Annotated in this window: 16 protein-coding genes; 1 reads left to right on the forward strand and 15 read right to left on the reverse strand. The window is 40.3% G+C overall.

Going from position 1 to position 12,588, the window contains the following annotated elements:
* The 12 genes from CIB29_RS19765 to CIB29_RS12275 form a co-directional block, all read right to left on the reverse strand.
* Positions 1 to 67 (reverse strand): transposase (locus CIB29_RS19765; protein ID WP_198543908.1); only part of this gene is annotated, 67 nt, incomplete at its 3' end.
* A 40-nt stretch (positions 68 to 107) separates the two neighbouring features.
* The gene (locus tag CIB29_RS12225) at positions 108 to 314 is read right to left on the reverse strand and encodes a transposase zinc-binding domain-containing protein (RefSeq protein ID WP_094550094.1); all 207 of its coding nucleotides are present in this window, start codon (positions 312 to 314) and stop codon (positions 108 to 110) included.
* A 180-nt stretch (positions 315 to 494) separates the two neighbouring features.
* A complete protein-coding gene (locus CIB29_RS12230) occupies positions 495 to 1,484 on the reverse strand; it encodes an aldo/keto reductase (protein WP_094550096.1) in 990 nt (329 codons plus the stop codon).
* A gap of 19 nt (positions 1,485 to 1,503) precedes the next feature.
* Positions 1,504 to 2,034, reverse strand: a complete 531-nt coding sequence (locus tag CIB29_RS12235; protein WP_094550098.1) for a flavodoxin — start codon at positions 2,032 to 2,034, stop codon at positions 1,504 to 1,506.
* Positions 2,035 to 2,076: 42 nt separating this feature from the next.
* Positions 2,077 to 2,928 carry an aldo/keto reductase gene (locus CIB29_RS12240; protein WP_094550100.1) on the reverse strand — a complete coding sequence of 284 codons (852 nt, stop codon included), beginning with the start codon at positions 2,926 to 2,928 and terminating at the stop codon, positions 2,077 to 2,079.
* A 119-nt stretch (positions 2,929 to 3,047) separates the two neighbouring features.
* On the reverse strand, positions 3,048 to 3,434 hold the full coding sequence (locus CIB29_RS12245) for a MerR family transcriptional regulator (RefSeq protein WP_094550102.1): 387 nt from the start codon (positions 3,432 to 3,434) through the stop codon (positions 3,048 to 3,050).
* A 272-nt stretch (positions 3,435 to 3,706) separates the two neighbouring features.
* Entirely contained in the window at positions 3,707 to 4,126 is a 420-nt protein-coding gene (locus tag CIB29_RS12250; protein ID WP_094550104.1) for a cupin domain-containing protein, read from the reverse strand.
* A gap of 59 nt (positions 4,127 to 4,185) precedes the next feature.
* Entirely contained in the window at positions 4,186 to 4,353 is a 168-nt protein-coding gene (locus CIB29_RS18585; RefSeq protein ID WP_157910294.1) for a hypothetical protein, read from the reverse strand.
* Entirely contained in the window at positions 4,337 to 5,020 is a 684-nt protein-coding gene (locus tag CIB29_RS19230) for a cyclophilin-like fold protein (RefSeq protein ID WP_242965205.1), read from the reverse strand. The genes CIB29_RS18585 and CIB29_RS19230 overlap by 17 nt, the downstream gene beginning before the upstream one ends.
* A gap of 130 nt (positions 5,021 to 5,150) precedes the next feature.
* Positions 5,151 to 6,323: an iron-containing alcohol dehydrogenase gene (locus tag CIB29_RS12260; RefSeq protein WP_094550106.1), complete on the reverse strand. Its 1,173-nt coding sequence runs from the start codon at positions 6,321 to 6,323 to the stop codon at positions 5,151 to 5,153.
* Positions 6,324 to 6,889: 566 nt separating this feature from the next.
* Complete coding sequence (locus tag CIB29_RS19235) at positions 6,890 to 9,292, reverse strand: M56 family metallopeptidase (protein WP_242965206.1); 2,403 nt, start codon at positions 9,290 to 9,292, stop codon at positions 6,890 to 6,892.
* A complete protein-coding gene (locus tag CIB29_RS12275) occupies positions 9,289 to 9,648 on the reverse strand; it encodes a BlaI/MecI/CopY family transcriptional regulator (protein ID WP_094550108.1) in 360 nt (119 codons plus the stop codon). The genes CIB29_RS19235 and CIB29_RS12275 overlap by 4 nt, the downstream gene beginning before the upstream one ends.
* A gap of 62 nt (positions 9,649 to 9,710) precedes the next feature.
* Here CIB29_RS12275 and CIB29_RS18935 point away from each other — a divergent pair, with 62 nt between their 5' ends.
* On the forward strand, positions 9,711 to 10,175 hold the full coding sequence (locus tag CIB29_RS18935; RefSeq protein ID WP_198543867.1) for a hypothetical protein: 465 nt from the start codon (positions 9,711 to 9,713) through the stop codon (positions 10,173 to 10,175).
* Here CIB29_RS18935 and CIB29_RS19475 read toward each other — a convergent pair.
* From CIB29_RS19475 to CIB29_RS12290, 3 genes are read right to left on the reverse strand one after another with little or no spacing between them, the layout of a single operon-like run.
* A complete protein-coding gene (locus CIB29_RS19475) occupies positions 10,151 to 11,719 on the reverse strand; it encodes a M56 family metallopeptidase (protein WP_198543868.1) in 1,569 nt (522 codons plus the stop codon). The two genes, CIB29_RS18935 and CIB29_RS19475, sit on opposite strands and share 25 nt — an antisense overlap.
* Positions 11,632 to 12,096 carry a M56 family metallopeptidase gene (locus CIB29_RS19480; protein WP_094550112.1) on the reverse strand — a complete coding sequence of 155 codons (465 nt, stop codon included), beginning with the start codon at positions 12,094 to 12,096 and terminating at the stop codon, positions 11,632 to 11,634. Before CIB29_RS19480 ends, CIB29_RS19475 begins: the two co-directional genes overlap by 88 nt.
* Positions 12,096 to 12,464 carry a BlaI/MecI/CopY family transcriptional regulator gene (locus CIB29_RS12290; RefSeq protein WP_094550114.1) on the reverse strand — a complete coding sequence of 123 codons (369 nt, stop codon included), beginning with the start codon at positions 12,462 to 12,464 and terminating at the stop codon, positions 12,096 to 12,098. Before CIB29_RS12290 ends, CIB29_RS19480 begins: the two co-directional genes overlap by 1 nt.
* Positions 12,465 to 12,588: the final 124 nt, after the last annotated feature.

Here is a 12,588-nt window from a genome sequence, read left to right on the forward strand (position 1 = left end):
ATCTTCTCACCATCTTAAAATGCTTTGGCGGTATGTGCATCATCAGCTTCCCTATAAATTCTTCCACTTATATATTTTTTCCCACACTTATTGCAAAACCTACTTTTTCAACTAAAGCCTACTTTAATCTTCTCAAAACATTGCATGCAAATATATGCTACAAAACCTAACGTCACATCTCCACAATATAGCATTTTTAAGACTTCACTGAGTAAGTGTTCTCTCATTTTTTCTGGAAACTTTTCTTTCTTAGCTTCCCAAAATCTATTAAAATGTTCTTGAAATATTTGTTTGATAATCCCTTTTGTCTTCATGATTATTTATTATCTCAAAATCCTATATCCTTTGCCAATACTTATCCACAGAAATTTTGCGCAAGCTATTTCCTTAATAAAAAAAAGCAGCAGCATCTTATTCCGCTAATTCCGTAGTGAGGATTCCTTATTCGATTTATAGCCTATATAAAAAAAGGCAGCATGTGTTAAAACTACCCGTTATTTACCCGTTCTATTTGCGTATTCTGAACCTGCTGGGTAGCGTTCTCCCGAAATCTTGATCTTCGAGAGCGCGTCGTTCAAATCACTTAGCTCCTCGGGAGTCAGCTCAATGTCCGCTGCGCCAAGATTTTCTTCCAGGCGCTCCAATTTGCGTGTTCCTGGAATCGGAACAATCCATGGCTTTTGTGCAAGCACCCACGCCAGAGCGATTTGAGCCGGCGTTGCGTTTTTCCCTGCAGCAACCTTCTTGATAAGTTCCACTAAGACCTGATTTGCTTCGAGATTCTCCGGTTTAAAGCGGGGAACAATGCTGCGGAAGTCGGAGCTAACAAATGTTGCATTCTTATCAATTTTTCCGGTAAGGAAACCCTTGCCCAGCGGGCTGAATGGAACGAAGCCGATTCCGAGTTCCTCCAGGGTAGGCAGCAGTTCTTCTTCAGGACTTCTCCACATCATTGAATATTCACTTTGAATTGCAGTGAGCGGCTGAACCGCGTGTGCGCGGCGAATCGTTTGCACTCCTGCTTCAGAAAGTCCCCAATATCTGATCTTCCCTTCCTTGATTAGGTCTTGTATTACTCCAGCTACTTCCTCGATAGGCACATTTGGGTCAACACGATGCTGATAGTACAGGTCAATGGCTTCGACTTTAAGGCGTTTGAGCGAGCCTTCCACTGATTGCCTAATGGTCGACCGCTTGCTGTCAAGCACCTGCTTGCCATCTACCATTTTGATGCCAAACTTGGTAGCGATGACCACCTTTCCCTTGAATGGAGCAAGGGCTTCACCTACCAACTCCTCATTCACATATGGACCATATACTTCAGCGGTATCGAAGAAAGTAACACCGCGGTCAATGGCCGCATGGATCAATGAAATCATCTCTTTCTTGTCTGATGCCGGACCATAACCATGGCTCATTCCCATGCAGCCGAGCCCGATTGCAGAAACCTCAAAACCACTGTTTCCTAATTTACGTTTTTCCAATTCTATTTCCCCCTTTCGTTTATGGTATCAAATTAAGTTTTTTTAGCCAGTTTGCAACATCTTTGTCTGCTCTGTCAACACTGCCGCCTCTAATAGCCAACCCGGATAATACCTTTGCATTTGGGCAAAGTTTCTTGATGTCGCGTTCACTACTTCCCATTCCACTACCTTCATGTGTGCAAAATGGAATAATGGTCTTTCCTGAAAAATCATACGACTCTAAAAATGTAAATACCGCCATCGGCATCGTTCCCCACCAATTCGGATATCCGATATAAATCACATCATAAGAATTCATTTCTTCTACTATTTCTGTAAGCTTTGGTCTGGCATTTTTTCTCTTTTCTTCCTGTGCTACATTTGTTGTTTCCGTATAATCTTCCGGATAAGATTTTACTGTTTTGATTTGGAACATGTCGCTTCCTGTTAATTCCTGTATTTTCTTTGCTATTACTTCTGTGTTTCCAATTGGCAGGTTTACAATACTGCCTGCCACATAACTATTTCCTTTGCGTGAAAAATAAGCGATAAGGCTCTTAGAATTTGTCATTTCCTTTCCCTTTCTAATCAAGCATCTTTTCTATTCTACCTATTAAATATCAAATTTAGCAGTATCTAGCCATTTCACGATTTCTGGATCATTATGTGAAAAGAAGCTGCTTTTTTTCGTGTCTAGTGATGCAATCTTCTCCATGTCTTCTTGGCTTAATTTAAAATCAAAAATATTAAAGTTTTCAATAATTCTTTCTTTGTGTACAGACTTCGGAATCGCAACCACTCCTCTTTGTATCAACCAGCGTAAAATTACCTGTGCCACTGATTTGCTATATTTTTCAGCCAGTGATAACAAAACTTCATTCTGGAACATGTTATTTCTTCCTTCTGCAAAAGGTCCCCAGGATTCTATCTGTACATTGTACTCTTTCATCAGTTTAGCACTTTCTATTTGCTGGCAGAATGGGTGTGTTTCAATTTGATTTATGGCAGGAACCACTTCATTATGAAGTATTAAATCCACCAGACGATCCATCTGAAAGTTACTAACCCCAATCGCCCTAATTTTCCCCTCACGATACAGTTCCTCCATAGCTCGCCAAGAACCATATACATCGCCAAATGGCTGATGGATTAAATACAAATCCAAATAATCCAATTGCAATCTTTTCAGCGATTTCTCGAAGGCTCTTTTTGCACTCTCGTAACCGGCATCCTGAATCCAGAGCTTAGTCGTAATAAACAGTTCCTCTCTCGGTACGCCACTGTGTTTGATTGCTCTGCCAACCGCCTCTTCGTTTAGATAAGCAGCAGCGGTATCAATCAAACGATAGCCTGCCATGATCGCATCATAAACACACTGTTCGCATTCCTTCGCATCAGCAATCTGATAAACTCCAAAGCCCAGTATAGGCATCTCAACACCATTGTTTAAAATTATGTTTTGCATACTAAATCCTCCTTTGATTTTGCAAGCTGCATAGTTTGATTGCTCAATACTCATTTTACTCGGAATTTCCGCCTTTCCTCGAACTGGCAGACAGCACCAATACATTTTTGCCCATAAAATTAATTCTCCGATCTCTTTAGTTCTTTTTCTTTTTCAACTACTATCTGTTCATATACTGCAATTTTATAATTCAGGCGTTCCAGTGTTTTCTGCATATCTTCCATTCTTGCAATTAACTGCTTACGCTGCTCGGTCAAAAGTTCTTTTCTGGCCTCAATGGTCGCATCACCCTGTTGAAACAACTCGACATACTCAATCAATACTTCAATCGGAAGACCTGCATTCCGCATACATATGATAAACTCGACCCACTTACAGTCTTCTTCAGTATAATCCCTGATTCCGCTTTTATTACGGTTCACACGAGGAATCAGTCCGATGCGTTCATAATAGCGGAGTGTATCCTGTGAAACATTAAATTTTTCACTTACTTCTGCAATCGTCATACAGTTTCACCTCCTGACATCCGATATCATAACACTTGAAGTTAGCTCCAAGTCAAGCTCTCAGAAAAAGAGAAATCCTTACTCACTTTCCAAGTCGACTACATCGATCCGTAAGATAAGCTAAATGACAATTCACCCTGCGAGTCATCCAGCTTTTCCCTAAAATTAATGTTATTTTAAATTGTTATAATTCGCCAAGTTTAAAAATCAAAATTTCCGCTATTTTAAACTTGGCGAATTTCATGGATTGTTTCCTTGATTTATTTTTAATTTTAGACTGAACAATCCATATATTCTTCATCCGTTACGGGTTCTAACCATTCGGCGTCTCCCTTTTGAGGATTTGTTGTTATTCCGATATGTGTAAACCAGCTATCCGGTGTAGCACCATGCCAGTGTTTTACAGCCGGATTGATCTTTACTACATCCCCTGCGTGAAGCACCTGTACAGGCTTGCCTTCTTCCTGATAATATCCTTTGCCGCCTGTAACAAGCAGAATCTGCCCACCTGGATGTTTATGCCAATTATTTCTTGCGCCTGGCTCGAAAGTTACATTGTATATCGGGCAATTAAAGATGCTGTCATTAGAAACCAGCATTTCAAGCCATGCTGTCCCTATAAAATAGTCATTCGTAATTTTTTCACCTTTCGGGAACATTACACTTTCACTTAAATTTTTTGATTTGTTCATGTTTTATTCTCCTTTAAATTAAATTTTTCTTTCTACTGAAATATTGGATGTCATTCCACCTAATTTACTACCGGCTTTACACTTGTAATTTCAAACAAATCTTTAATATTCTTCTTTCTATGCTTGCGTGCAATGACCATGTGGATGCCCTGTTCGGCAAGATTTTTCGTATAAGGCACATGGAAATCATAGAGGAAAGCAGCAACGAATTTAGTTAATTTTTTCAATTGTAACCGTAAAATCACCGCGAATACTTGCAAGCTTTTCTATGCCAGATTCAATCTTACCCAATATAATAAGTCCATTTGCATAACCAAAATCTCTATAAAATATAGCCAAATTTCCCCAAGGAGAGTAATAAGTGAAATCTCCAACTGAAGGATCACTGCCTGGTGGTGCATCTTCTGTAGATAATCTTTTTGCTAAACTACTAATTTTTTCGGTTCCTGCATAATCTTCTAATGTTAATGTTAATGGGAGTAATGTTAAAAAATCCCTGCTTGTTGGATTATCATACATTTTCACAATTACTTCCTCGTTGTTAAAAGTTAATTTTATTCTAACATCTTCCATAGCACCTAAACTTTCCTTGTTATCCTTAGTCTCACTGCTGCTTTCTGTACCTACCGAAGTGCTTTGGTCATTCGATTCATTTAGTGACACAGCTGGTTCCCTTTCAACAGGTTTATTATCCACTATTTCAGTTGGTGGACCTGCAGCCTCAGTTTCTGGCGGCGGGCTTTCGTTTTCTACATCAGCAGATTCGCTCTCAATAGGCATAGTAGGCTGCTGCTCCTGTTTGGAATTGTCGCTTGGACTATCGTTATTACCGCTACAAGCAGCGAGGGTGAAAGCCATCATCAAAGCGATTGCCAAAGATAATATTTTTTTCATCTTGTTTTTCTCCTATAAAAGTTTTGCATCTTTATTGTTAACCAGCAAAGACAGGTCAGTTCATCAATGGAGGCGTAGCCGAGCACATATCTTTAACAGGCTGCCTGTCTTTGCTTGAAAATTTTAATTTTTACTTGTAGGAAGCCTCATAGATGGCAACACAATCCTCAATGCTGAGTTCGCTTCTGTCGCACAGGAACAGTCCACCCATAGTTTCCTTTGCGTTTTTAGCCAGTGTTTCAAATTCTTCCGGCCTGATTCCATAATCGGACATCTTGAGGTCTGCAACTCCGCAATCTTCCTGTAATTTTACTAACATAGTAATAAAGTCCATCGGCTCTTTTGCATCTTCCATTCCCATAGCTTTAGCCATCTGAACAAATCTGTCATCACATACATGCTTGTTAATGAGATGTGTGAAATATGCCTTGCTAATCATAATAAGGCCTGCTCCATGGGGAAGCTCCTGATGGTAGGCCGACATGGCATGTTCCAAGGAATGCTGGCTGGTAACAGCCCCTACACACATCACTACACCGGAAAGCGTATTGCCGAAAGCAACCTTTTCGCGTGCGTCAATGTCATTTCCGTCTTTTACTGCTTTTGGAAGGTTTCGTGCTATATTTTCAATAGCAGTAATTGCATACATATCGCTCATAAGATTGGTGAATTTAGAAACATAGCCTTCTACGCTATGAAACAGCGCATCAAAACCTTGATAAGCAGTATATTTCGGCGGCACAGTAAGCATAAGCTCGGGATCGACAATTGCTAAAACCGGAAACAGCTCGTCAATACCGCCGAACCCTATTTTTTCATGCTTTTCTTCATTCGTAACAACGCCCCATGGATCAACCTCGGAGCCTGAACCTGCTGTAGTAGTAATTGCGATTATAGGGAGCGGTTTATTTTCTATTGGCATTTCTTTTCCGCTTCCACCATGGACATAGTCCCAACAATCACCGTCATTCGTTGCCATAGTTGCAATAGCCTTTGATGCGTCCATAGTACTGCCACCGCCCAATGCAACAATAAAATCGCACTGGTTTTCTTTTGCAAAGGCAGCCCCCGCCATGACCGTTGATTTCAATGGATTTGCTTCTACCTTATCAAACACCACGGATTCTACTCCTGCTAACTGCAATTGTTCTTCTGTTCTTGTAAGATATCCGTTTGCTTTTGCAGATTTTCCCTTTGAAATAACAATCATAGCTTTTTTACCAGGCATTTTTTGTGCATGCAAATTACTTAATTGGCCTGCTCCGAATAAAACTCTTGTAGGTACATACATGTTAAAACTCATATTAAATCCTCCATTTTATAATTAGTATTTCATGACAGAGTTAACTCTAATTAGTATTGTCATAGGATCACCTACACAGAATAGCTTATCACTTGGAGTTAACTCCAAGTCAAGCACTTTTAACAAAAAGGAGTGCAATTTTATTTAACTGCACTCCTTGCCTAAAAATAGTTAATAAGTTCGCAATATTCTACTATCATGCAATAACAAATTATTGTATGATGCATCTGCTGTTTGATACTTTTATCATCTATATATCTCTTTTAACCGGAAATCCATTTTTTATCATCATTTTTTCCTTTCAAAAACCGCTCTTCAAAATCCCAGGAAATCCTTATCCCATGCGGCTTTCGGCACGTTTTATCAGAACTATGCACTCAACGTGGAATGAGCTGCTCGGATTGATGTCTTTGGCTGTTATTTGAACCTTACGTTTGCGGGAACATATCAATGGGTTTTTAGCATTTTTCCCGAAAACGAACGTTCAAGGAAACAAATCGACCGGCGATTGCGCCGGTCTTCTATATACTTCACATTGTATAAAATAAATAGATAATCGTAATTTTTTAATTGATGTATTGGGGATTGCTCATAGAAAACTCAATCTCGCCGCGGGAATTAAAAAGAGTCGCGTCTTTGATACCGTTTGCCTTTAAATGCTTGAATAGGTTTTCCCACTGTAGAGTGCGTATGTCATCACGATTCCCATAATGGTCAATTATTTTATCGGCAAGCCCCGGTATTTTCTTTCCCGATACAGGCATCGTGCAGAACTTTTTGATGGATGGTTGCCAGTCTGCACCATCTTTTGCCTGCTCATATTTTTCTAGCACGTAATTACCGCTATTATCCTTTTTATAAGTAATGGCCGATGGAACGACGCTACCACCAACCTCATCCAGCACATTGCCATATAGCTTGTAGGTTGCGCTGAAGGTGGTCACAAATACTTTTAATAGACCGTCTTCTTCATAGCTTCCGAAAATTTTTGGTGCAACTATCGTAAATCCTCGTTGAGGTTGAGAGTTCTTTTCAATTTCCGTAGCGTAAACCAGCTTTTCTATGGGATCAACACCATCATACACATAATCGGGCAGCTTGATTTCCTGCCTGATTGACAGAGCGTCATACCATTCCTGTGGAGTGAGCGTTTCGTCGGTCACATTGTTTCGAAGTCCCAGAAGCTCCTTGCATAGCTGCATCATGATAACGCCGCGGAGACCATCAACGTTACCGCTTTCAAACTGAGACAACATATATTGCAGGGCTTTCTCTCCGCCAAACTTTTTGATATTTTCATATTCTTTCTGGTGTTCTTGAATATAGGCATTAGGATTTGAAGCTTTTTTTGGTGAGGACATTATAACAGCAAGGTTTTCTTCTACGAGTTTTGCAATCCCTTCTGTACCGGGGGTATTAATTAGGCTTGCAATTCCATCGGGGTTTTTTTCATCTATAACATCTATAAAATCATATTCCGAACAAGCGCTTTCATTTATAAGATCGCTTTGCAACTCTCCCTTGCTGTTATATACTTCTATATTTCGAATATTTGAGAGAGTATCAACTACGACAATATATCCTTTATCCATAGAAACCTGTTCCATGACATAAGTGCCGTCCTCAAACGTAATCTTAATAAAGTCAATTTGCACATCTGTTGCGAGGTCTGTTTGAGGATTCCATTTCTTGTTTTTAAAATTTCCGTAAACTATACTTTTCCCCTGATACTTTACAACATTTGCCGAGAAACAAGGACTTATGGGTATATCCCCTGAAGCTTTAGCCACTATATTAAAACCGCTATCTGCTAAAAATAAAACAGAAAAGCTCTCGCCTTCTCCTCTATATTTTTGAGTTAATACCAGGTAACTACTGCCAAATTTTTTTATATTATAAATCTTAAGAGTTCCCTTGTTGGCCGGATCAGCCTTCATGTAGTATTCACTGACAACATCTGTAAGTTTTCTTTTGTCTTCCTCTGAAATTGTTCCTCCTTTAGGAGGATTTGCGGCAAAAGCAATCGCAGCAGCGCAAACAGCCATAACCGCAACCACTATGACCCAAAATGCAGGTTTCTTAAAATTGACTATATTTTTTATCCTGGTCTTTACATGGCTCTCACCGAAAGCTAAAGGATTCGCTGTCAAAATTCCTTTCCTTTTGACTGACAGCGACAGGAGTGAACTGGAATAGCCTCCCTTTGCGCCGTCACCCAACTTACTCAGCACGCTTTCATCGCAGGACATTTCCATGTCCCGGCTCATGAGCGCAAAGCACAGCCACATAAGCGGATTGAACCAGTGAAGGATGAGCGCAAGAAAAGCAAGAGGCTTGATCAGATAATCCTTCCTGCGGATATGGGTTCGCTCGTGTTCCAGTATGTAGGACAGGTTGGCATCCCCAATATTTGCAGGCACATAGATTTTCGGACGGATAAAGCCGCATACGAAGGCTGTTCCGATGGCATCAGTTTCAAAGACATCGGCCTCTACGCGGGTCGCGGTCTGAAGCTTTCCTTTGATTTTTACATAAGAAACAATACTATAAATCAGCAGCGCAATAACGCCAAAAATCCAAATAAGGCTCAAAACAGCCATCCATATTTCCATGGGATTCACGCTTGCTACCGGAATGGCGGGAGGCAGAGAAGCATTCACCGCGCTGTCAATGCTGCCAATGCCGGACTGAATCGCAGGCGTATGCATCACCCCTATATTCTGCGGTACAAGCTCATATACTCCGATTCCTTGCTTCGCATTCATGTTTATCAGATTGAAAAAACTAAAAGCTGAACCGAAAGAAAATGGGCATACTAGACGGAAAAGCACCGGTATCCAAAGAATATAGGAAAAAACCTTCGGCGCTTTTTTAAGCAGCAGGCGGACAAGAATAACACCAATAGCCACATATGAAGCGGTGATGCTCATGTTCAAAATATTTATAAATAAATCTTGCAGCAAGCTCATTTCACCGCCTCCTCTATAATCCGCTTCAGTTCCTCGGCCTCCTGTTCGGAAAGCTTGCGGCCGCTCAGGAAGGCAGTCAGAAATTTCGGCAGCGACCCGTCAAATGTTTTTTCCAACACAGCCCTGCTTTCATATCTCTGCACATCTTCACGCTTAACCAATGAAGTAACGGTCGCATCCTTGTTTTGCAGAATACCGCGCTCGCAAAGCTTTTTTAATACAGTGTAGGTGGTTGACTTTTTCCAGCCGAGTTTATCCGCGCACAGCTTTACAAGCTCGGTGGAATTGATCGGTTCATTGTCCCAGATTATACTGGCAAATTTGTATTCCGCATCAAACAGCTTATATTTTTCCATATAGTTGCCTCCTTGGGTTTATTTCAATAGACCTAATTAAAGTCTATCGCGTTCAACCACATATGTCAATAGCAAAATATGAATTAAATTGTATTTTGGCAGATCAAATTGATCTTGTTAAAGCACAAAAAGATCCAAGTTATAGAGATGTTCCCGCGAACACATCAAATTCTTTCAAACCCCGTCTTTTCCGTCATCACAACCCCACCTGCCAAAGGCAGCCCCGAAAGGCTGTGGATGTGTTTCCTCGAACAGTTATGCAAACAAAAAAACAGGGCTTTCAGGTATCTCCACCGCCAAAAAACACATTTTCGGCGGGTGGCAAATCACCGGAAAACCCTGTATTCAAGCCGTTTTTCAATCTCCCCTCTGTTTTTTTACATTTTGCATCAACAATACGCACTTCACGTGATTTTGGCCATATATCTTTCAATTATTTCATGCTATCTCATCCTGTCTGCAATTACCGGTTTAAATTAATGGCTTTGGGCACAAATTTTATTCAATTAGCACTTAATAAATTATGAGCACCTTCAAGCGTTTTAGTCGCCTTGAAGTATAGGTTATGGATATCACCATAATCTACTTTTTCTTCCCCTTCTCCACGATATGGTACTTGTATTAAGTGTCTAGACAGATCTTGCAGTATCCTGTTCGCATCAATTATTTTTAATATGTTCCGTTCCTCAAGACCTTCACTACACAGTTTTTTTACAGCGTCAATATCTTCCTGCAAAGGCTTATAATCCACATATTGCTCAACTCCTGATAATACAGTTACTATCCCAAATAAATTATTTTTATCATAAGCATCCCATCTTGGATGATTCTTATCAATAAGCTCAATATATCTATCATCACACACAATACCATAAAGCTGTAATGCGCTGGATTGAATGGCATAGGAAAAATTATGAATTTTGTCTTCAGGAATTTTGCTGTATATTTCCGTCCTCAAGTCATATCTTTCTTTTGGTGACATTGTAGGTTTCAATTGATATGGATCAATACTTTCCACTAATTGAATAATTTCTTCTTTTGAAAGTATATTTTTATTTTCATGATTATCTCCGACACTTTCTTCATTTAAAGTGTTAAAAACATCATCTTTCGACTTTCTGTCTTGCACATCCTTAATATTTTCTTGTATATTTCCATTTGCATTGTATATTTTGTATATTTCAACACTCGCTGACCTGTTACTTTTATACACCCCAGCATACGGCTCTTCAATATAGTAACTGCCGCCTTTCGAATACAAATACAGCTTTCTCATCTCCTCCTCAAGAATGAGTCTTATTATGAGGTAATTCTTTTGCGTTGGAGTATCGTTTACTGATTTACGCATTGTTTTTTTCGCCCCGGATAAAGCGGACAAAACCATTTCTACATCAGTGTTGTCTCTCAAGGTTACAGATCCAACGCTCACACCCTCATTAAACTGCTCCATTTCCACAGACAAAATAGAAGTAGCATCTGGAAGGTCGAGGAACTTGGCTGGATTTGTCAACAGGAATATCGTCCCGATAGCCACTGCAAGTACTGCTACGTATACAATCCAAAAAGCTGGCTTTTTATAGTGAAGTACATTTTTAATCCGGCTTTTCGTTGTACTTTCACCGAAAGCCAGCGGGCTTCCGGCCAGAATGGGACGTCTTATCGCCAGCCGCAACAGGGTCTCGCCATACAGGACCTTTCCCTCGTGATCAAGTTCGCACACCACCCGTTCATCACAGCTCATCTCCATATCTCGGCTCATCAGGCAGAAGGCTAACCACATAAGTGGATTGAACCAGTGGATGGACAGGGCAAAAAATGCTAGCGGCTTGATGATATGATCCTTTCGAAGAATATGAGTCCGTTCGTGGAGCAAAACATATTCACGTTCCGTTTCATTGATTCCAACAGGCAAATAGATCTTCGGCTTAAAGAAACCACACACAAAAGGAGAAGATATCTCGTCGGTTTCAAAAACATTGCCGTTTAGTAGAGTTGCCGTTGAAACCCTTCTCTTGAGCCGTAGGTAGGAAACAACACTATTATGAACATAACAACCATACCAACAAGCCAAACCCAAGTGCCGATAGATAAGAATACCTGCATTGGATTAGCGCTTGTTGTCTCCACAGCCTGAGTAATCATCGGACTAACCGTTTTGCTAAAATAGATAGCATCAGAGCGTATCTGCGGTACAACCGTAAGCCCATTGCCCTTTGAAATGTATTCAATACCCCCGCTATCTGCAATAGGCGCATTAAAAAAATTAAAAAGAGAGAAGACTGATGAAAATGAAACCGGGCAGACCAGCCGAAATAAAAGAACGCTCCAGAGCATATATGAGATCCGCTTCGGAGCTCGTCTCAACAGCAGTCGCAAGATGAGCACAGCAATGAATACATATGAAGCAGTAATGCTCATGTTGAGTATTTTCAAAAATACTTCTACCATTACTTTTGCCTCCTGTACTCATCGATAATCTGCTTAATTTGTTCTGCCTCGTTATCGCTGATTTTTTCCTCTCCTAAAAAAGCTGCAATAAATTTCGGCAATGAACCTTCAAAAACCCGGCTTATAACCTGACGGCTTTCAACTGCCTGAATGTGTTCACGCTTAATTTTCGAAGTGACAATTGTACTCTCATTCTGCAAAACTCCCTTGTCGCAGAGTCGCTTTAATACGGTGTAGGTTGTAGTTCGTTTCCAGCCAAGCTGTGTTTCCGTCAGCTTGCACAACTCGGGTGAAGCAATAGGCTCCGAATCCCATACAATCGAAAGCAAACGGTAATCCGCATTACTGAGCTTCAGTTCTTTTTCCATTAACCATACCTCCAGTCTAACATATTAGACTAACTTTAGTCTAATATGTTAGACTGACTTTGTCAAGGGGATTACACAGATTAATTTGTCAGCTCATTCGCAGTTATATTTCTTAGCTATTCCA

This window comes from Petroclostridium xylanilyticum, assembly GCF_002252565.1.
In the GTDB taxonomy this organism is placed as follows: Bacteria; Bacillota; Clostridia; order SK-Y3; family SK-Y3; genus Petroclostridium; species Petroclostridium xylanilyticum.

Bases quoted from the DNA above. Each gene is read 5' to 3' on its own strand.
- CIB29_RS12275 (WP_094550108.1), bottom strand. From the start codon at position 9,648: ATGGAAAAATATAAGCTGTTTGATGCGGAATACAAATTTGCCAGTATA.
- CIB29_RS12240 (WP_094550100.1), bottom strand. From the start codon at position 2,928: ATGCAAAACATAATTTTAAACAATGGTGTTGAGATGCCTATACTGGGC.
- CIB29_RS12260 (WP_094550106.1), bottom strand. From the start codon at position 6,323: ATGAGTTTTAACATGTATGTACCTACAAGAGTTTTATTCGGAGCAGGC.
- CIB29_RS19480 (WP_094550112.1), bottom strand. From the start codon at position 12,096: ATGGTAGAAGTATTTTTGAAAATACTCAACATGAGCATTACTGCTTCA.
- CIB29_RS19235 (WP_242965206.1), bottom strand. From the start codon at position 9,292: ATGAGCTTGCTGCAAGATTTATTTATAAATATTTTGAACATGAGCATC.
- CIB29_RS18935 (WP_198543867.1), top strand. From the start codon at position 9,711: ATGTCAATAGCAAAATATGAATTAAATTGTATTTTGGCAGATCAAATT.
- CIB29_RS12290 (WP_094550114.1), bottom strand. From the start codon at position 12,464: ATGGAAAAAGAACTGAAGCTCAGTAATGCGGATTACCGTTTGCTTTCG.
- CIB29_RS12245 (WP_094550102.1), bottom strand. From the start codon at position 3,434: ATGACGATTGCAGAAGTAAGTGAAAAATTTAATGTTTCACAGGATACA.
- CIB29_RS19230 (WP_242965205.1), bottom strand. From the start codon at position 5,020: ATGAAAAAAATATTATCTTTGGCAATCGCTTTGATGATGGCTTTCACC.
- CIB29_RS12225 (WP_094550094.1), bottom strand. From the start codon at position 314: ATGAAGACAAAAGGGATTATCAAACAAATATTTCAAGAACATTTTAAT.
- CIB29_RS12250 (WP_094550104.1), bottom strand. From the start codon at position 4,126: ATGAACAAATCAAAAAATTTAAGTGAAAGTGTAATGTTCCCGAAAGGT.
- CIB29_RS12235 (WP_094550098.1), bottom strand. From the start codon at position 2,034: ATGACAAATTCTAAGAGCCTTATCGCTTATTTTTCACGCAAAGGAAAT.